Raw genomic sequence first — 17,535 nt, 5'->3', positions numbered from 1 at the left:
CGAGAATGCGGCCCGCACCATACCACGATCGCGCCACGGGCTCGCCGGCGGCGGCAGCAGCGGCGGTCAGTAGCCGCCCTCGCTCTCGGCCTCGATCAGGATCTCGCGCTTGCCGGCGTGGTTGGCGGCACCGACGATGCCTTCCTTCTCCATCCGCTCCATCAGCGAGGCGGCGCGGTTGTAGCCGATCTGCAGCCGGCGCTGGATGTAGGAGGTCGACGCCTTGCGGTCGCGCACCACCACCTCGACCGCCTGGGCGTAGAGGTCGCCGCCCTCCCCGCCCATAGCGGTCTTGTCGAACACCGCGCCGTCGTCGCCGTCCTCGTCCTCCGCCGCGGTGACGGCGTCGAGATAGTCCGGCTGGCCCTGGGACTTGAGGTGGGCGACGACGCGCTCGACCTCGCCGTCGGACACGAACGGGCCGTGGACGCGGGAGATGCGGCCGCCGCCGGCCATGTAGAGCATGTCGCCCTGGCCGAGCAGCTGCTCGGCGCCCTGCTCGCCCAGAATGGTGCGGCTGTCGATCTTCGAGGTGACCTGGAAGGAGATGCGGGTCGGGAAGTTGGCCTTGATGGTGCCGGTGATGACGTCGACCGAGGGTCGCTGCGTCGCCATGATGATGTGGATGCCGGCGGCGCGCGCCATCTGGGCAAGGCGCTGGATGGCGCCCTCGATGTCCTTGCCGGCCACCAGCATCAAATCCGCCATCTCGTCGACGATCACCACGATGAACGGCAGCGGGCCTAGGTCCATCTCCTCCCGCTCGTAGATCGCCTCGCCGGTGGCCTTGTCGAAGCCGGTCTGCACCGTGCGCACGATGCGCTGGCCCTTGGCGGCGGACTCGGCGACGCGGTTGTTGAAGCCCTCGATGTTGCGCACCCCGAGCTTCGACATCTTCTTGTAGCGGTCTTCCATCTCGCGGACCGCCCATTTCAGCGCCACCACCGCCTTCTTCGGGTCGGTGACCACCGGCGTCAACAAATGCGGGATGCCGTCATAGACCGACAGCTCCAGCATCTTGGGATCGACCATGATCAGCCGGCACTCGTTGGGCGGGTAGCGGTAGAGCAGGCTGAGGATCATGGTGTTGATCGCCACCGACTTGCCCGAGCCGGTGGTGCCGGCGATGAGCAAATGCGGCATGCGGGCGAGGTCGGCCACCACCGGCTCGCCGCCGATGGTCTTGCCGAGACAGAGCGGCAGGCGGTCCTTGCCCTCGCCGAACGACGGCGCCGCCAGCAGCTCGCGCAGCAGCACCTTCTCGCGCTTGGGGTTGGGCAGCTCGATCCCGATGACGTTGCGGCCGGGCACCACCGCGACGCGGGCAGACACCGCGCTCATCGAGCGGGCAATGTCCTCGGACAGGCCGATGACGCGGCTCGACTTGATGCCGGGCGCCGGCTCAAGCTCGTAGAGCGTCACCACCGGGCCGGGGTGGGCGCCGATGATGGCGCCGCGCACGCCGAAATCGTCCAGCACGCCTTCAAGCAGGCGCGAGGTCTCCTGCAGCGCGCCCTGGCTCAGCGCCGGCTGGCCGGAGCCCTTGGCGGCGCCGAGCAGGTTGACCGGCGGCAGCTCGAACGGCGCCTCTAGCGGCGCCGATTCGGCCTCGCGCTCGCGGGCCTGCTGGCGGCTGCGGCCGGCCTTGATGCCGCGCGCCGGGCCGCGGGTCGGCGGCAACACCTCGCCGGAGGCGGGGTCGCGCGCGCCGGAAGCTGCCCTGACCGGCGGCGCCGGAGCCGGGGTCGCGGCGAGCTCGCCGTCGTCCGACCACACCGGCGGACGCGGCGGTGCCGGCTCGCGCCGCTCGCCGAAGCCGGGCGCAGCGGCCACCCGCCGCAGCGGCGCGGCCGGGCGCCGCCGCAGATGGCGGGACAGCGTGGCGCGGATGGTGAAGAACCAGTGCGCCAGGAAGCCGAGCGACACCGAGGCGGTGTCGTGCTCCTCGCGCACGAAGCGATCCTCGGCCGGCGGCCTGGACGCGGCGGCACCAAGACCGGCGCCGGAGGCGCCCAGCACCAGGGTGGCGGTTGCCACCGCCAGCGGCACCCCCACCAGCGGCCGGCCGACCGCATCGATCGGCCCGATCACCCAGGCCAGCGCCTTGAGCACGCCATCGCCGACGATACCGCCGAGCCCGGACGGCAGCGGCCAGGACGTCGGCACCGGCAGGCAGGCGGCGGCGGCGGCGGCGAGCACGATGCCGCCCAGCCACAGCAGCAGCCGCAGCCGCTCGCGGCCGACCCGGCGGCTGGCGGCCAGCCGCCAGCCCAGCACCGCGATCGGAATCAGCAGCGCCAGCGCGCCGATTCCCACGAACTGCATGACGAGATCGGCAGCGATGGCGCCGGGCGTGCCGAGCAGGTTGCGGGCCGGCAGGCTGGTGGCGTGGTTGAACGAGGGGTCCTTGACCGACCATGTCGCCAAGGCGAGCGCCATCGCCAGCACCAAAGCCAGGATCGACAGCCCCACCAGCTGCGAGGCGAATCGGCGCAGCGCCGGGATCAGCTCCTCGGTCAGGAGATCCGCCAGCCATCGGCGCCGGATCAGCTGCATGCCCGCCTCCGCAACACTGCCGGCGGCGCGCACAGCGCCGCCAATGCTAAGGCAGTCTAGCCGGGTGCGGTAAAGACTCGCTTAACCATCGGCGGCCGTTGCGTCCGGAACCGCCACCACACACTAAAACGGCCCCGGCTCAGAGCCGGGGCCGCTTCACGTTGGCGCGGGCTGCGCCGCGCCGAGGTCATACGGGCTGCGGCCGACTGGCCAAAGACCGTATCAGAGGTTGTAGGCGCGCTCGCCGTGATCGACGAGGTCGAGGCCCTCGCGCTCCTTGTCGACGGAGACGCGCAGACCGACGGTCCAGTCGATCAGCTTGAGCAGGATCAGCGAGCCGATGCCGGACCAGCCGAGCGACACCAGCACCGCCTTGGTCTGGGCCCAGACCTGGGTGGCCATGTCGTACGCCCCGACCTGACAGACCCCCGCGGTATCGCAGGTGGTGTAGTCGACGATGCCGGCGCCGCCGAGGTCCGGAGAGACCAGGACGCCGGTGAGGATGGCACCGATGATGCCGCCGATGCAGTGCACGCCGAACACGTCGAGGGCGTCGTCGTAGCCGAGCGCGTTCTTCACCGCCGAGCAGAAGATGAAGCAGACCACGCCGGCGATGACGCCGAGCGCGATCGAGCCCATCGGACCGGCAAAGCCGGCCGCCGGGGTGACGGCAACGAGGCCGGCCACCGCGCCGGTGACGATGCCGAGCAGCGAAGCCTTACCCTTCACCGCCCATTCGACGAACATCCAGGCCAGCGCCGCCGCCGCGGTGGCGACGAAGGTGTTGACCAGAGCCAGCCCGGCATAGCCGTTCGACTCCAGGTTCGAGCCGGCGTTGAAGCCGAACCAGCCGACCCACAGCAGCGCGCCGCCGATCATGGTCATGGCCAGCGAGTTCGGGGACATCAGCTCACGGCCGTAGCCGATGCGGCGGCCGATCACGAGGCAGGACACGAAACCGGCGATGCCGGCATTGATGTGCACCACGGTGCCGCCGGCGAAGTCGATGGCGCCGTAGCTCCAGATCAGGCCAGCGTCGGCCAGAACCTCGTCAAGCTTGGCCTGGGCGACCGCCTTGGCCGCCTCGTCGGGCGCACCGCTCACCGCCAGCGCGGCCGCGGAGATCGCGTCTGGGCCGGCCCAGTACCAAACCATGTGGGCGATCGGGAAGTAGATGAAGATCAGCCACAGCGGCACGAACAGCGCGACCGCGGCGAACTTCATGCGCTCGGCGAACGCGCCGACGATCAGCGCCACGGTGATGGCGGCGAACGTCATCTGGAAGGCGACGTAGACCAGCTCCGGAATGGCGACGCCGACCGAGAAGGTCGCGGCCAGCGACTCCGTGGTTACTCCCGACAGGAACACCTTGGAGAACCCGCCGAAGAACGGATTGTCGCCGGTGAAGGTCATCGAGTAGCCGAACAGCGCCCACAGCACGCAGGCGACGCAGACGCAGTAGAACACCTGCATCAGCACGGAGAGCATGTTCTTGGTGCGGACCAGGCCGCCATAGAACAACGCGAGGCCCGGGATCGTCATCAACAGGACGAGCACGGTCGAGATCAGCATCCAGGCGGTGTCGCCCTTATCGACCTTCGGCCCGTCCTGGGCGAGCGCCGGACCGGCGGTCAGGAGCACGACGGCAAGTGCCGGCAGCGCCCGACGCAGGGTGGAAAGCGTCATTTCAGTCAACTCCTTGCGGGACGGAAGATCACAGAGCGTCGGTGTCGGTTTCGCCGGTGCGGATGCGGACGGCGTGCTCGATCGAGTAGACGAAGATCTTGCCGTCGCCGATCTGGCCGGTCTTGGCGGCGGTGGTGATGGCGTCGATCACCTTGTCGACCTGGCTGGTGGGAACGGCCACCTCGATCTTGAGCTTGGGCAGGAAGCTGACGGCGTATTCGGCGCCGCGGTAGATTTCCGTGTGGCCCTTCTGGCGACCGTACCCCTTCACTTCGGTGACGGTCAGGCCATGCACGCCGATGCCGGTGAGGGCGTCGCGCACCTCGTCCAGCTTGAACGGCTTGATGATCGCCGTGACGATTTTCATAGGTTGCTGTTTCCCGCTGTTGCCCGCCGCCCCGAAGACGCGGCCAGGTGTCTATCGTGTCGGGTGATTCCGCACGAAGGCACGTGCCCCCCGTGGCAAACCCGCCGCTATGGGAATCAAACGCCGTGCCAAGCGAACTGCGCAGCACAAGGCGCTGACATTCAAGGGGAAAGCGATTCAGCCGCGGGCGGCCGCCGCCGCAGAAATGGGTAAATGCCCAGAATTTGTTCAGGAGCCCGCCGGCACCCCTGCCCAGCAACCGCTCGCGCGCCTAAATTGTGTGCAGCGTCGGCGGCGACCCAGCCGCAGGCACGCCTGCCGGCCGGGCTTTCTTAAAAAATGGCAAACAAACGTGGTTAACGAATCGTTGCCGCGGACACGCGGGCACCGATCGCGGTTGATCCAGGCTCAGCCGTACGGCTGGCGCTGCCGGATCAGCCCCTCCTGGGCCACCGAGGCGACCAGCCGGCCGTCGCGGGTGAACAGCGAGCCGCGGGCGAAGCCGCGCCCGCCGGAGGCGTTCGGGCTGTCATGGGCATAAAGCAGCCAGTCGTCGACCCGGAACGGCCGGTGGAACCACAGCGCATGGTCGAGCGAGGCCGGCAGGATGTCGGGCTCGAACACGGTGCGGCCGTGCGGGATCAGCGCGGCATCGAGCAAGGTGAGGTCGGACAGGTAGGCCAGCACGCAGCGGTGCAGCACCGGGTCGTCCGGCAGCGCGTCGGCGATGCGGGCCCAGATGTGAAAGCGGCCCTCGGTCTGGCGCTGGCCGAGATAGCGGCCGAACTCGACCGGCCTCAGCTCGATCGGCCGCTCGCGCTCGTAATAGGCCCGCACCGGATCGGGCATCAGCGGCAGCACGCGCCGCTCGATCTCGGCCTCGCCCGGCAGTTCATCCGGCCCCGGCACCACCGGCATCGCCATCTGGTGGACGAAGCCGTCCTCGTCGCCGTGGAACGACACCATGGTGGCGAAGATGGTCTTGCCGTGCTGGATGGCGCTGACCTGGCGGGTGGTGAAGCTCTTGCCGTCGCGGATGCGGCCGACCCGGTAGATGATCGGCACCGCCGGATCGCCCGGCAGCAGGAAATAGGCGTGCAGCGAATGCGGCAGGCGGTCCTCGACGGTGCGGCAGGCGGCGACCAGCGCCTGGCCGATCACCTGGCCGCCGAACACCCGCTGCCAGCCGACCTGCGGGCTCGAGCCGCGGAACAGGTTCACCTCAAGCCGTTCGAGATCGAGAATGTCGAGCAGTTCCTGCACCGCGGCGGACATGCGTTCACTCCGGGGGATGGCGCGTATGGACGACGACGAGGCGATTCGGCCGAGCCGAGCGGACCAGCCGAGCCAGACTGGCGCCAGCGCGACCACGGATCAAGCGTCCGGGTGCCGTCTTGCCTTGCGCGGACCGCGACGGCCCAATACCTCAACTGCATAATGGGGAGTGACAGATGCCGAACGACGCCGAGATCGTGATTGCCGGCGGCGGGTTCGCCGGGCTGGCGCTGGCGCTGGCCCTCAGGCAGGGCCTGGGCCGGGCGGCGCACATCGTGGTCGGCGATCCCGCCCTCGCCGCGCCCGCCGCCGCCGACGGCCGGGCCTCGGCGTTCGCCGCCGCCTCGCGCCGCCTGCTCGCGGCGCTCGGGGTGTGGCCGCAATTGACGGCGGCGGCCCAGCCCATCCTCGACATGGTGGTCACCGACAGCCGGACGGCGGACGCGGTGCGGCCGACGCTGCTGACCTTCGCCGGCGAGGTCGAGCCCGGCGAGCCGTTCGCCCACATGATCGAAAATCGCGTGGTGCTCGACGCCCTGGCCGCGGCGTGCCGCGACGCCGGCATCGAGATGGTGCCGGCGGCGGTGCTGCGCGCCACCGACGATGCCGGCGGCGCGCGCATCCTTGCCGAATTCGCCGACGGCCGCAGCGTCCTGGCGCACCTCGTTGCCGCCGCCGACGGCGGCCGCTCGCACCTGCGCCAGCGCGCCGGCATCGCCACCCTCTCGCGACAGTACCGCCAGTCCGGCATCGTGGCGACGCTGGGCCTGGAGTTCGACCATGACAGCCGCGCCGAAGAGCATTTCCTGCCGAGCGGGCCGTTCGCCTTCCTGCCGCTGACCGGACGGCGGGCCTCGATCGTCTGGACCGACGATAGCTCCGCCGCCGCGCACTGGTGCCGGCTGGCGCCGGAGGCGTTCGTGGACGAGGTCGCCGCCCGGCTCGGCGCCCGGTTCGGCCGGCTGACGCTGATCGATGCGCCGCGCGCCTTCCCGCTGCGGCTGATGATCGCGCGCGAGTTCGTCAAGGGCCGGCTGGCGCTGGTGGGCGATGCCGCCCACGTCATCCACCCGGTCGCCGGCCAGGGCCTCAATCTCGGCCTTCGCGACATCGCCGCGCTGGCCGAAGCGATGGTCGACGCCGCCCGGCTCGGCCTCGACCTCGGCGGACCCGAGGTGCTGGAGCGCTACGCGCGCTGGCGGCGGTTTGACACCCTCACCATGGCCGCCGCGACCGACGGCCTCAACCGGCTGTTCTCGACCGACGCCGGCCCGCTGCGGCTGGTGCGCGACATCGGCCTCGGCGTGGTCGAGCGCATGCCCGGCGTGAAGCAGCTCATCATCCGCGAGGCCGCCGGCCTCGGCGGCGCGGTGCCGCGGCTGCTGCGCGGCGAGGCGATCTGACGGCGCCGCTCAGGCAGTGCCGCGCTGGCTGAGCAACTGCTCGATTTCGCGCTCGGCGTCGAACCAGTCCTCCTGCTCAAAGCCCGGCGCGAACTGCCGGCGCTCGGCGCGGTAATAGGCGGCGTCGGCCACCATCGCCGCCCGTTCCTCCGGCGAGATCGCCGCCGCAGCGTCGTGGCCGTTGGCGGCGGCAGGCACGGCCGCAGCCTCGGTGTCGACCGCCACCGTCGCGGCGACCACCGGCTCGGCGACGGCGGGCTCGGGCGCCTCGACGCGGCGGGATACGGCGAGCGGCGCGTCGGCCGCCGGAGAGGTTGCGATGGCGGCGACGGTCTTGCCGGCGTTGCGCGCCGGATTGCTGGCGGCGACCGCCACGGCCGGTGCGGGTGCCGCCTTTGCCGTCCGCTTGGACCCCGTCTTCTTGCCCTCTGCCATGATCATGCTCCCGGTTCATACGGTTTCCGGTTGATCACGTCGTGATCCCGGAAACGGCCCATCGAGAATCCTCGTTCGCAAACGGAATTTTCGACGATCGAAATGTGGTCTCCGGTTCGATCGGCCGGAGACCACATCAGCGGATGCGGCGCTTTCGGCGTCCGCGTCGAAATCGAACTCGACCACCCCCGCCCACGGATTGGAAGGTGCCCGGACCTATTACGTCATCTCGGCCCTAAATAGGATGGCGCATATGCCACCGCGATGACGGTTTTCGTTCGGCTGGCATGAGCGGACCGCACGTTCACATTGCCGGCCGCGGTCGGGCGGCAACCGAACCGGCCGCGCCCGTCCGATTTTGGCCGAGCCTGCGGATTGCGCAACACCGCTTTCAACTTTGGCCGAACATGCTCGAATGCGGGTCCCGAAGATCACTTCGGAATCCCGAGACCCGCCGTTCGCCGAAAATCCTTGTTCGGAGCCGGCATTGCCGGCGACCGGGCCTCGAAAACGTGCCGGATTTTCGCCCCTGCCATTCGTCGGCCAAGGTCGAGCCTCCGCCTCAGCGACCGCCCCGCCCCTTGAGCGCGGTCGCGACGGCCCGCATGGCGGGCGAGGTTTCCAGCGCGTCGACGGTGAGGTTCATGCGGCGGCGCCAGTTCGGCTGCTCGCGGTCGGTGCCCGGCACGTTGAGCGCGGAGAGTTCGCCCGCGACGTCGTCGGCCTGGACCAGCACCACTGCCGAGGTGGCGCTGCCGAGCCCGCCATGGAGCGCCGCCAGCAGCGCCGGCGACGGCGTTGCGGCCTCGAACCACGACGGCTCGGTCGGCCAGCCGGCGGCGAGCAGCATGCGACTGAGCCGGGCGAAGTCGGCACGCCGGCCCTCGCGGCGGCGCGCTGCCTCGGCGGGGTCGCACCGCCCGAGCTTGAGGTCGACGTCGATGTCGCGACCTTTGACCCAGCCGGCGAAGGTCGGCAGGTCGTGGGTGCCGAAGCTCGCCACCGAGGCGTGCGAGAAGCGCGCCGGCAGCCGGAACTCGGCGCCGTCGTGCTCGAACAGCAGGATGCGCATGCCGAGCATGCCGGCCTCGGTGGTGCGCTCGCGGAAGCCGGGCGGCACGGTGCCGAGGTCCTCGCCCACCACCAGGCAGTGCGCCGCCCGGCTCTCGTCGGACAAGACGCCGAGCATGTCCTCGAACGGATAGCGCACATAAGTGCCCTCGGTGGCCTTGGCGCCGTCCGGCACGAAGAACAGCCGCACCAGGCTCATGGCATGGTCGATGCGCAGCGCGCCGGCGTGGCGCATGTTGGCGGCGACCAGATCGCGGAACGCGGCGCAGCCGGTCTCTGTGAGGCGGAACGGGTTGAGCGGCGGCACGCCCCAGGTCTGACCCTCGTCCGAGAACGGATCCGGCGGCGCGCCGACCGAGACGCCGGAGACGAAGTCCGCCGGCGCGGTCCAGGTCTCGGCGCCGTCCGGCGCGGCGCCGACGGCAAGGTCGCGGTAAAGCCCGATCGACAGGCCGGCGGCGCGGCCGCGCTCGGCGGCACCGCCGAGCTGGCGGTCGGCCAGCCATTGCTCGAACAGCGAAAAGCGGATTTCACGGCCGTGGGCGCGCCGCGCCGCCTCGACGCCGGCGCCGACGACCGAGCCGAGCCCGGCCGACCAGCGGCTGCGGTCGGTGGTGCCGGTGGTGCGCGAGATCGCCTGGAACAGCGCGAAATCGCCGAGCGCCTTGCCGCCGTGGGCGACGAAGCGGGCGTAATCGACCGCCAGCGCCTCGGGCAACTGGCCGCGCTCGGCGCGGACGTCGAAGGTCTCGAACGCCGCGCGCAGCACCGCCTCCTTGACGGCGGACACCGCGGGATAGTCGACCTGGTCGCGCCTGGCGAGCGCGGCGATCGCGCCGGCGTGGGCATCGAGCACGGTGCGGGCCAACGCCGAATCCAGCGCCTCCGGCAGGCTGGCGACGTCGATATAGATCGGGTCGAGAAAGCGGCGGTCGCTGGGGTGGTACGGGCTGGCCCGGCTGCGGTCGGTGGGGAACAGCGCGTGGAACGGATTGACGCCGACCAGCGCGGCGCCGCGCCGGGCCGCACCTTCGGCGAAGCGGCCGAGCGTCTCGAAATCGCCGATTCCGGCGTCGCCGTCGTGGCGCAACGCGTAGAGGTGGGCGGCGAGACCGAACAGCCGGCGGTCGTCGGCCAGCGCCGGCGGCTGGTAGCACGCCGCAGCGTGGCGCGGCACCGCGCGGACGCGGGCCTGCAGATAGCCAAGGCTGTCGCGGGCCTGGGCGGTCGAGCCGACCGCGAGCCCCATGCCGGCCAGGATCGCCTGCAACGTGTCGGGCGCGGCGCGGCGGGCGCTGCCGTCGAGCCCCCACCATTCGCGCTCGACGCCGGCGGCCTCGGCAAGCTCGCTCAGCACGTTGGGATCGACGCCGGTGCGGCGGCGGGCGCGCACCTCTTCGCCGGCCGCGTCCGCCGCCACCGCGAACAGCCGCACCGAGCGCGGGGCGATGGTAGCGGTGGCGAGACCCTCGACCGTGACCGGCACGGCGCGGTCGGGCGCGGCGCTGTCGACCAGCTCGCGCCACACCCGCTCGTTCTCGGCGTCGGGCAGCGTCACGGCGACGTCGGCATCGCCGCCATTGATCCACACCACCACGCGGGAGGCCGGCTCGGCGCCGGCCGGGGTGGCCAGCGCAAGGCCGAGCACGCGGTTTTCCGCGCTCTGCCAGTCGGCGGTGGTCATCGCCAGGCCCGACGGGCTGAGCCAGGTGGCGTCGGCAACCCCGCCCGGCTCCAGCGCCCGGCCGGTGAGGAAGCGATCCTCGCGCAGCGCCGGGTGGGCGGCGCGCACCTTGATCAGCCTGGCGGTGAACGCGGCCAGCGCCGGGTCGGCATTGTCCCAGTCCAGCCAGGTGATGGGATTGTCCTGGGCATAGGCATTGTTGTTGCCGGCCTGGCTGCGGCCGAACTCGTCGCCCGCCGTCAGCATCGGCGTGCCGCGCGACACCATGAGCGTCGCGAGCAGCGCGCGGATGTCGCGGGCGCGCACGACGCGGATCGCGGCGTCCTCGGTCGGGCCCTCGGTGCCGTGGTTCCAGGAATTATTGGCGTCGGTGCCGTCGCGGTTGCCCTCGCCATTGGCGAGATTGTGCTTGCGCTCGAAGGCGACGGTGTCGGCGAGGGCGAAGCCGTCGTGGCAGGCGACGTAATTGACGCTGGCGGTCGGGCCGCGGCCGCTCCACTGGAAGATGTCGGAGGAGCCGGTGAGCCGCGTCGCCAGAACACCGGCGAGGCCGCCATCGCCCCGCCAGAACCGCCGGACGTCGTCGCGGAAGCGGTCGTTCCACTCGCGCCAGGGCGCGCGGAAGCGGCCGAGCTGGTAGCCGCCGGGGCCGCAGTCCCACGGCTCGGCGATCAGCACGCGCTCGGCCAGCACGTCGTCCTCGGCGATGGCTTTGAGCAGCGGATGGTCGGAATCGAAGCCGTCGCGGCGGCGGCCGAGGGTGGCGGCGAGGTCGAAGCGGAAGCCGTCGATGCCGGCGTTCACCGCCCAATGACGCAGGCTGTCGACCACCAGCTGCAAGGTGGCGGGCTCGTCGCACGCCAGCGTGTTGCCGCAGCCGGTGTCGTTGATCAGCTCGCCGTCGGCGGCGTGGCGGAAATAGGTCGGGCCGTCGAGACCGCGCAGCGACAGGCTGGGCCCTAAGATGTCGCTCTCGCCGGTGTGGTTGAACACCATGTCGAGCAGCACCTCGAAGCCGGCGGCGTGCAGCGCGTCGACGGTGTCGCGCACCTCGGCAAGGCCGCCGGGGGCAAGGCGCGGGTCCGGCGCCATGAACACGATCGGGTTATAGCCCCAGGCATTGGAGAGGCCGAGCGGCCCCAGGTGCCGCTCGTCGATCCACGGCGTGATCGGCATCAGCTCCAGCGTGGTGACGCCGAGCGCCTTCAGGTGATCGATCACCGCGGGCGTGGCCAGCGCTGCGATGGTGCCGCGCCGGGCTGGCGCCACCGCCGGGTGGCGCATGGTGAAGCCGCGCACCAGCACCTCGTAGATGACGCGGCGGTCGGGCGTCAGCCGCGGCCGGGGCTGGCGTGGCGGCGCGATCGGCCGGCGCAGCACCGCCTTCGGCACGTCGGGGGCGCTGTCGACCGCGGACGGAGAGCCGACCTCGCCGGCGTGGGCGCGCATCGAGGCGGTGAGCGCGAAAGCGCGGTCGAGCTCGACGGCGTAGGGATCGGCCAGCAGCTTGGCGGGGTTGAAGAACAGGCCGCGGTGGGGATCGAACGGCCCCTCCGCGCGCAGGCCGTAGCGGGCGCCGTCCCTGAGGCCTTCGACCCGGCCGACATGAAGGTCGCCGTCGCGCTCCAGCGCCACCCGGCCCAGCTCGCGCTGGCCGTCGGCATCGAACAGGCACAGCGTGACCCGGCTGGCATGACGGGAATAGACGGCGAAGCTGACGGACCGGCCGTCGGCGTCGAACGTCGCCCCAAGCTTTCCGAGACGCCGGTTCGACGGTAACAGCCCGTCTTCGCTCATGAATCGTCCTGCCCCACCAGCGAGCGGAATACCGCGGCATAGGCGGCGGCGCGGCGCGTCCACGACAGGTCGAGCGACATGCCCTGGCGCTGCAGCGCCCGCAGCGCCGGGGTGTCGGCGTAGATCGTCACGAAGCGGTCGATCGCCTCCTCCAGCGCCTCGCCGCTGACCGGGCCGAACTGGATGCCGTCGGCGACGCCGAGGTCGCAGGTGGCGGCGGTGGCATCGATCACGGTGTCGAACAGCCCGCCGACGCGGGAGACGATCGGCACGCAGCCATAGCGCAGGCCGTAGAGCTGGGTCAGGCCGCACGGCTCGAACCGCGACGGCACCAAAATGGCGTCGGCGCCGCCCTGGACGAGATGGGCGAGCTGCTCGTCATAGCCGGCATAGACGCCGACCCGGCCGGGATTGGCGGCGACCGCCTTCGCGAACGCCTTCTCGAGCGCGGCATCGCCGGTGCCAAGCGCGATGACCCGGCAGCCCTGGGCCAGGATCGCCGGCAGCGCCTCGATCACGATGTCGATGCCCTTCTGCCACGACAGCCGCGACACGATGCCGATCAGCGGTCCGGTGCCCGGCAGCAGCCCGAAGCAGCCTTCCAGCGCCGCCTTGTTCTGGGCCCGCCGCTCCAGGGTGTCGGCGGTATAGGTCGCCGCCAAGGCGGAGTCGGTCGCCGGGTTCCAGGTATCGACGTCGATGCCGTTGACGATACCGGACAGCGCCGCGCCCTTCTGGCGCAGCAGGCCGTCGAGCCCCATGCCGTCGGCGGGCCTGCAGATCTCGGTGGCATAGCGCGGGCTGACCGTGGTGATGCGATCGGCGAAGCGGATGCCCGATTTCAGGTAGCCGATGCCGCCGTAATATTCGACGCCATCGGTCGAATAGGCGTGGCCGGGCAGGCCGATGGCGTAAAGCAGATCGCGCGAGAACTGGCCCTGGAACGCCAGGTTGTGGATGGTCAGCACGGTCCGCGGCCTGGTGTGGCCACCATAGTGCAGATAGGCCGGCGCCAGCGCCGCCTGCCAGTCGTGGACGTGCAGGATGTCGGGGACGTAGGCGCCGAAATCGCCGCGGGCGATGAGGTAGGCCATGTGGGCGAGCGCGGCGAACCGCACCGGATTGTCCGGCCAGGGCTGGCCGTCCGGCCCGGAATAGGGGTTGCCCTCGCGCCAGAACAGCTGCGGCGATTCCAGAACGTAAAGCTGGTGCCCGGCGGCGCGGCCGGCGAGCAGCTTGCAGAAGGCGCCGAAGAAATAGCCGTATTCGGCGATCACCTCGGTGTCTTCCAACGCGCGCAGCACCGCCGGATAGCCCGGCACCAGGGTGCGCACCTCGACGCCGTGGTGGGCGAGCGCGAGCGGCAGGCCGCCAACGACGTCGGCAAGGCCGCCGGTCTTGATCAGCGGAAAGATCTCGGAGGCGACCGCCAGCACCTTCAGCGGCTTTGGCCCGGCCGGCGCGGGCGGCCCCGGCTCGGCCGCGACGCTCTCGACCGCCGCCGCCAGCTTCGGCGCAGTGGCGGGGACCTCGGCGACGGGCGCGGGCTCCGGCGCCGCTGGGGCAGCGACGGCCGGCGCGGCCACCGGCGCCGCGGCGCGGGCGCGCGCCTTGCGGCGTTTTGGCGTCGACACCTCGCTCATTCCGGCAGCCTGTCGATCATGGACTGGGTGATCAGCACGATGCCCTTCTCGGTGCAGCGGAACCGCTTGGCGTCGAGCTCGGGGTCCTCGCCGACCACGAGGCCGGGCGGGATGCGCACGCCGCGGTCGACGATGGTGTTGCGCAGCCGGACGCGCCGGCCGATGTCGACATCGGGCAGCACCACGGACGTCTCGATGCGCGAGAACGAATTGACCCGCACGCCGGCGTAGAGCAGCGAGCTGCGCAGCGCGCCGCCCGAAACGATGCAGCCGGCCGACACCAGCGAGGACACCGCCTGGCCGCGGCGGCCTTCGAGGTCGTGCACGAACTTCGCCGGCGGCGCGATCTCGGCGTAGGTCCAGATCGGCCAGTCGCGCTCGAAGATGTTGAGCGCCGGCACCACCGCGGTGAGGTCGATATTGGCCTCGTGATAGGCGTCGAGCGTGCCGACGTCGCGCCAATACGCCTCCGGCTCGCTTTCGGAACGCACGCAGGACGCGGTGAAGCGGTGGGCGACGGCTTTGCCGTGCTTCACCAGATGGGGAATGATGTTCTTGCCGAAATCGTGCGAGGAGGTCGGGTCGGCGGCGTCGCGGCGCAGCTCCTCCATCAGGAAGCGCGTCTCGAACACGTAGATGCCCATCGAGGCCAGCGCCATGTCCGGCTTGTCCGGCATCGGCGGCGGATCGGCCGGCTTCTCGACGAAGTCGATGATGCGGTCGGTCTCGTCGACGTGCATCACGCCGAAGCCGGTCGCTTCCATCCTCGGCACTTCGAGGCAGCTGACCGTGACGTCGGCCTTCTGCTCGACGTGCTGGCGCAGCATCGGCTCGTAGTCCATCTTGTAGATGTGGTCGCCCGCCAGGATGATGACGAACTGCGGCGTGTAGCCCTCGATGATGTCGATGTTCTGGTACACCGCATCGGCCGTGCCGACGTACCACATGTCCTCCGCCACGCGCTGGCTGGCGGGCAGGATGTCGAAGCCTTCCTTGCGTTCCTGGCGGAAGAAGTTCCAGCCCGACTGCAGGTGGCGGATCAGGCTGTGGGCCTTGTACTGGGTGGCGACGCAGATGCGGCGGATGCCGGAATTGAGCGCGTTGGACAGCGCGAAGTCGATGATGCGCCAGGTGCCGCCGAAATAGACCGCCGGCTTGGCTCTGCGGTCGGTCAGTTCCATCAGCCGTGATCCGCGGCCGCCGGCCAGCACGAACGCCATGGCGTCGCGGGCGAGCGGACCGGAGTCCGAACGATTGGCGCGGGTGACGGCGGGCGCGACCGGCAGGCCGGGCGAGGCGTGACCTGGGGATGTCATGGGCATTCCCACTCAAGATACAGTGTAGCCAAGGGCGGAAGCGTCAGGACGGCCGACACGCCGTCATATTCGGTGGCGATGGCCTGCACTGCGCCGCCATTGCCGACGTCGGAGCCGCCATAGTCGCGGGCGTCGGTGTTCAGCCGCTCGATCCAGCGGCCGGCCCGTGGCAGCGGCACGCGGTAGCCGTGGCGCGGCACCGGCGTGAGGCTGGAGACGACGGCGACGAGGTTGGTGCCGTCGCCCGACACCCGCGCCCAGGCGAACGCCGAATTCTCGCTGTCGTCGACGATCAGCCAGCGGAACCCCTCCGGCTCGCAGTCGCGCTCGTGCAGCGCCGGACACTGGCGATTGAGGCGGTTGAGGTCGCGGACCAAACGCTGCATGCCGCCGTGCGGCAGGTGGCGCACCACGCCCCAATCGAGCGCACGCGATTCGCTCCACTCGTCGCGCTGGGCGAACTCCTGCCCCATGAACAACAGCTTCTTGCCGGGATAGCCCCACATCAGCGCGAGATAGGCACGCAGCGACGCAAAGCGCTGCCAGTCGTCGCCCGCCATCTTGTGCAGCAGCGACGCCTTGCCGTGCACCACCTCGTCGTGGGACAGCGGCAGGATGAAGTTCTCTGAAAATGCGTAGAGCAGGCCGAAGGTGATATCGTCGTGGTGCCAGCGGCGATAAATCGACTCGCGCGACATGTATCGCAGCGTGTCGTTCATGAACCCCATGTTCCACTTGAAGCCGAAGCCGAGGCCGCCGGCATAGACCGGGTGGGAGACGCCGGGCCAGGCGGTCGATTCCTCGGCGATCATCAACACGCCGGGATGCTGGGCATAGACGATCTCGTTCAACCGCTTCAGGAACGCGATCGCCTCGAGGTTCTCCTTGCCGCCGAACTTGTTTGGCAGCCACTCGCCGTTGCGGCGCGAGTAATCGAGATAGAGCATCGAGGCCACCGCATCGACCCTCAGCCCGTCGATGTGGAACTGCTCCAGCCAGAACAGCGCGTTGTTGGTGAGGAAGTTCGAGACCTCGGTGCGGCCGAAATTGTAGATCGCGGTATTCCAGTCGGGATGGAAGCCGCGGCGCGGGTCCTCGTGCTCGTAGAGCGCGGTGCCGTCGAACCGGCGCAGGCCATGGGCGTCGGTCGGAAAATGCGCCGGCACCCAATCGAGAATGACGCCGATGCCGGCCTTGTGGGCGGCATTGACGAAACGGGCGAAGCCGTCCGGGTCGCCGTGGCGCGCGGTCGGCGCAAACAGGCCGGTCGGCTGATAGCCCCACGAGGCGTCGAGCGGGTGCTCGCTGACCGGCAGCAGCTCGATATGGGTGAAGCCCATGTCGACGACATAGGGCACCAGCGTTTCGGCGAGTTCGTCATAGCTGAGAAATTCGCCGTCGGGGCCGCGCTGCCAGGAGCCGAGATGAGCCTCGTAGATCGTCATCGGCTCGCGCCGCGGGTCGCGCTTGGTGCGCGCCTCCAGATAGGCGGCGTCGTCCCACTCGATCTGAAGCGGACCGGCGACGATGGAAGCGGTGTTGGGCCGCAGTTCCGACTGGAACGCCATCGGGTCGGCCTTGAGCGGCTGCAGCGTGCCGTCCGCGCCGACGATCTCGTACTTGTAGATGGTGCCGATCGGCAGATCGGGGATGAAGATCTCGTAGACGCCGGCGTCGGCCCGATGCCGCATCAGGTGGCGGCGGCCGTCCCACTGGTTGAAGTCGCCCACCACCGAGACGCGCTGGGCGTTGGGCGCCCACACCGCGAAGTGCACGCCGGCGACGCCCTCGTGCACGATGGGATGGGCGCCGAGCTTGTCATAGAGGCGAAGATGGGTGCCCTCGGCGGCGTAATAGTCATCCAGCGGGCCGAGCACCGGCCCGAACGCGTAAGGATCCTCGAACTCCCAGCTGCCGGCATCGTTCTTGGCGCGCAGCCGGTAGTGGATGCGGGGCCCGGACCCGAGCGAGCCTTCGAACACCCCCTGCGGATCGCGCTGTTCGAGGCGGGCGAGCACCGCGCCGGCCTCGTCGATGACCGCAACCTCGTCGGCACCGGGAACGAAGGCCCGCACCACGCGCACCGCGCCAACATCGTGCCAGCCCAGGACGCCGAACGGGTCTGAGTGCCGTCCGGCGGCGATGGCCAGGATGTCGTCGGCCTCGAGTCGAATATCGTTGCCCGTCATATCGCCCCCGGCGTCATTGCGCCCCGTCCGAACGGAGCCGCTCGGACGGCATCATCGTCTCGCTGGATCGTCCGCGCACGGTCCCGAACGGGGTCGCCATGCACCGCGCATGC

The 17,535-nt window shown here is 70.4% G+C and carries 10 protein-coding genes; 1 reads left to right on the top strand and 9 read right to left on the bottom strand.

Going from position 1 to position 17,535, the window contains the following annotated elements:
* Positions 1–66: 66 nt before the first annotated feature.
* The 4 genes from BVIR_RS00565 to tesB all read right to left on the bottom strand — a co-directional run bounded on the left by BVIR_RS00565 (position 67) and on the right by tesB (position 5,884).
* Complete coding sequence (locus BVIR_RS00565) at positions 67–2,556, bottom strand: FtsK/SpoIIIE family DNA translocase (protein WP_055038571.1); 2,490 nt, start codon at positions 2,554–2,556, stop codon at positions 67–69.
* Between the two features lie 222 nt (positions 2,557–2,778).
* The gene (locus BVIR_RS00560; protein WP_055035980.1) at positions 2,779–4,242 is read right to left on the bottom strand and encodes an ammonium transporter; all 1,464 of its coding nucleotides are present in this window, start codon (positions 4,240–4,242) and stop codon (positions 2,779–2,781) included.
* A 28-nt stretch (positions 4,243–4,270) separates the two neighbouring features.
* Positions 4,271–4,609 carry a P-II family nitrogen regulator gene (locus tag BVIR_RS00555; RefSeq protein ID WP_055035979.1) on the bottom strand — a complete coding sequence of 113 codons (339 nt, stop codon included), beginning with the start codon at positions 4,607–4,609 and terminating at the stop codon, positions 4,271–4,273.
* A 408-nt stretch (positions 4,610–5,017) separates the two neighbouring features.
* Positions 5,018–5,884, bottom strand: a complete 867-nt coding sequence (tesB, locus tag BVIR_RS00550; protein ID WP_055035978.1) for an acyl-CoA thioesterase II — start codon at positions 5,882–5,884, stop codon at positions 5,018–5,020.
* A gap of 176 nt (positions 5,885–6,060) precedes the next feature.
* Here tesB and BVIR_RS00545 point away from each other — a divergent pair, with 176 nt between their 5' ends.
* Positions 6,061–7,287, top strand: coding sequence for a ubiquinone biosynthesis hydroxylase (locus BVIR_RS00545; protein ID WP_055035977.1), 1,227 nt, complete (start codon positions 6,061–6,063; stop codon positions 7,285–7,287).
* Positions 7,288–7,296: 9 nt separating this feature from the next.
* Here the strand turns inward: BVIR_RS00545 and BVIR_RS00540 are convergent, their stop codons facing one another.
* From BVIR_RS00540 to glgB, 5 genes are all read right to left on the bottom strand, one after another.
* Complete coding sequence (locus tag BVIR_RS00540; RefSeq protein ID WP_197604381.1) at positions 7,297–7,722, bottom strand: DUF2934 domain-containing protein; 426 nt, start codon at positions 7,720–7,722, stop codon at positions 7,297–7,299.
* Between the two features lie 562 nt (positions 7,723–8,284).
* Positions 8,285–12,274, bottom strand: a complete 3,990-nt coding sequence (gene glgX / locus BVIR_RS16195; RefSeq protein ID WP_082416510.1) for a glycogen debranching protein GlgX — start codon at positions 12,272–12,274, stop codon at positions 8,285–8,287.
* A complete protein-coding gene (glgA, locus tag BVIR_RS00530) occupies positions 12,271–13,917 on the bottom strand; it encodes a glycogen synthase GlgA (RefSeq protein WP_197604379.1) in 1,647 nt (548 codons plus the stop codon). Before glgA ends, glgX begins: the two co-directional genes overlap by 4 nt.
* On the bottom strand, positions 13,914–15,239 hold the full coding sequence (gene glgC, locus BVIR_RS00525) for a glucose-1-phosphate adenylyltransferase (protein ID WP_257720203.1): 1,326 nt from the start codon (positions 15,237–15,239) through the stop codon (positions 13,914–13,916). The genes glgA and glgC overlap by 4 nt, the downstream gene beginning before the upstream one ends.
* On the bottom strand, positions 15,230–17,422 hold the full coding sequence (glgB, locus tag BVIR_RS00520; RefSeq protein ID WP_055035974.1) for a 1,4-alpha-glucan branching protein GlgB: 2,193 nt from the start codon (positions 17,420–17,422) through the stop codon (positions 15,230–15,232). Before glgB ends, glgC begins: the two co-directional genes overlap by 10 nt.
* Between the last annotated feature and the right edge of the window lie 113 nt (positions 17,423–17,535).

Source organism: Blastochloris viridis, from assembly GCF_001402875.1.
GTDB lineage: Bacteria > Pseudomonadota > Alphaproteobacteria > Rhizobiales > Xanthobacteraceae > Blastochloris > Blastochloris viridis.
The sequence above is the reverse complement of the archived record's forward strand: the minus strand, read 5'-3'. Positions and strand labels throughout refer to the sequence as shown.

What these genes read in the sequence shown, in the direction of transcription:
- BVIR_RS00540 (WP_197604381.1), bottom strand. Translation starts at nt 7,722, where the DNA reads ATGGCAGAGGGCAAGAAGACGGGGTCCAAGCGGACGGCAAAGGCGGCA.
- BVIR_RS00565 (WP_055038571.1), bottom strand. Translation starts at nt 2,556, where the DNA reads ATGCAGCTGATCCGGCGCCGATGGCTGGCGGATCTCCTGACCGAGGAG.
- glgB (WP_055035974.1), bottom strand. Translation starts at nt 17,422, where the DNA reads ATGACGGGCAACGATATTCGACTCGAGGCCGACGACATCCTGGCCATC.
- glgA (WP_197604379.1), bottom strand. Translation starts at nt 13,917, where the DNA reads ATGAGCGAGGTGTCGACGCCAAAACGCCGCAAGGCGCGCGCCCGCGCC.
- BVIR_RS00545 (WP_055035977.1), top strand. Translation starts at nt 6,061, where the DNA reads ATGCCGAACGACGCCGAGATCGTGATTGCCGGCGGCGGGTTCGCCGGG.
- BVIR_RS00560 (WP_055035980.1), bottom strand. Translation starts at nt 4,242, where the DNA reads ATGACGCTTTCCACCCTGCGTCGGGCGCTGCCGGCACTTGCCGTCGTG.
- tesB (WP_055035978.1), bottom strand. Translation starts at nt 5,884, where the DNA reads ATGTCCGCCGCGGTGCAGGAACTGCTCGACATTCTCGATCTCGAACGG.
- BVIR_RS00555 (WP_055035979.1), bottom strand. Translation starts at nt 4,609, where the DNA reads ATGAAAATCGTCACGGCGATCATCAAGCCGTTCAAGCTGGACGAGGTG.
- glgX (WP_082416510.1), bottom strand. Translation starts at nt 12,274, where the DNA reads ATGAGCGAAGACGGGCTGTTACCGTCGAACCGGCGTCTCGGAAAGCTT.
- glgC (WP_257720203.1), bottom strand. Translation starts at nt 15,239, where the DNA reads ATGCCCATGACATCCCCAGGTCACGCCTCGCCCGGCCTGCCGGTCGCG.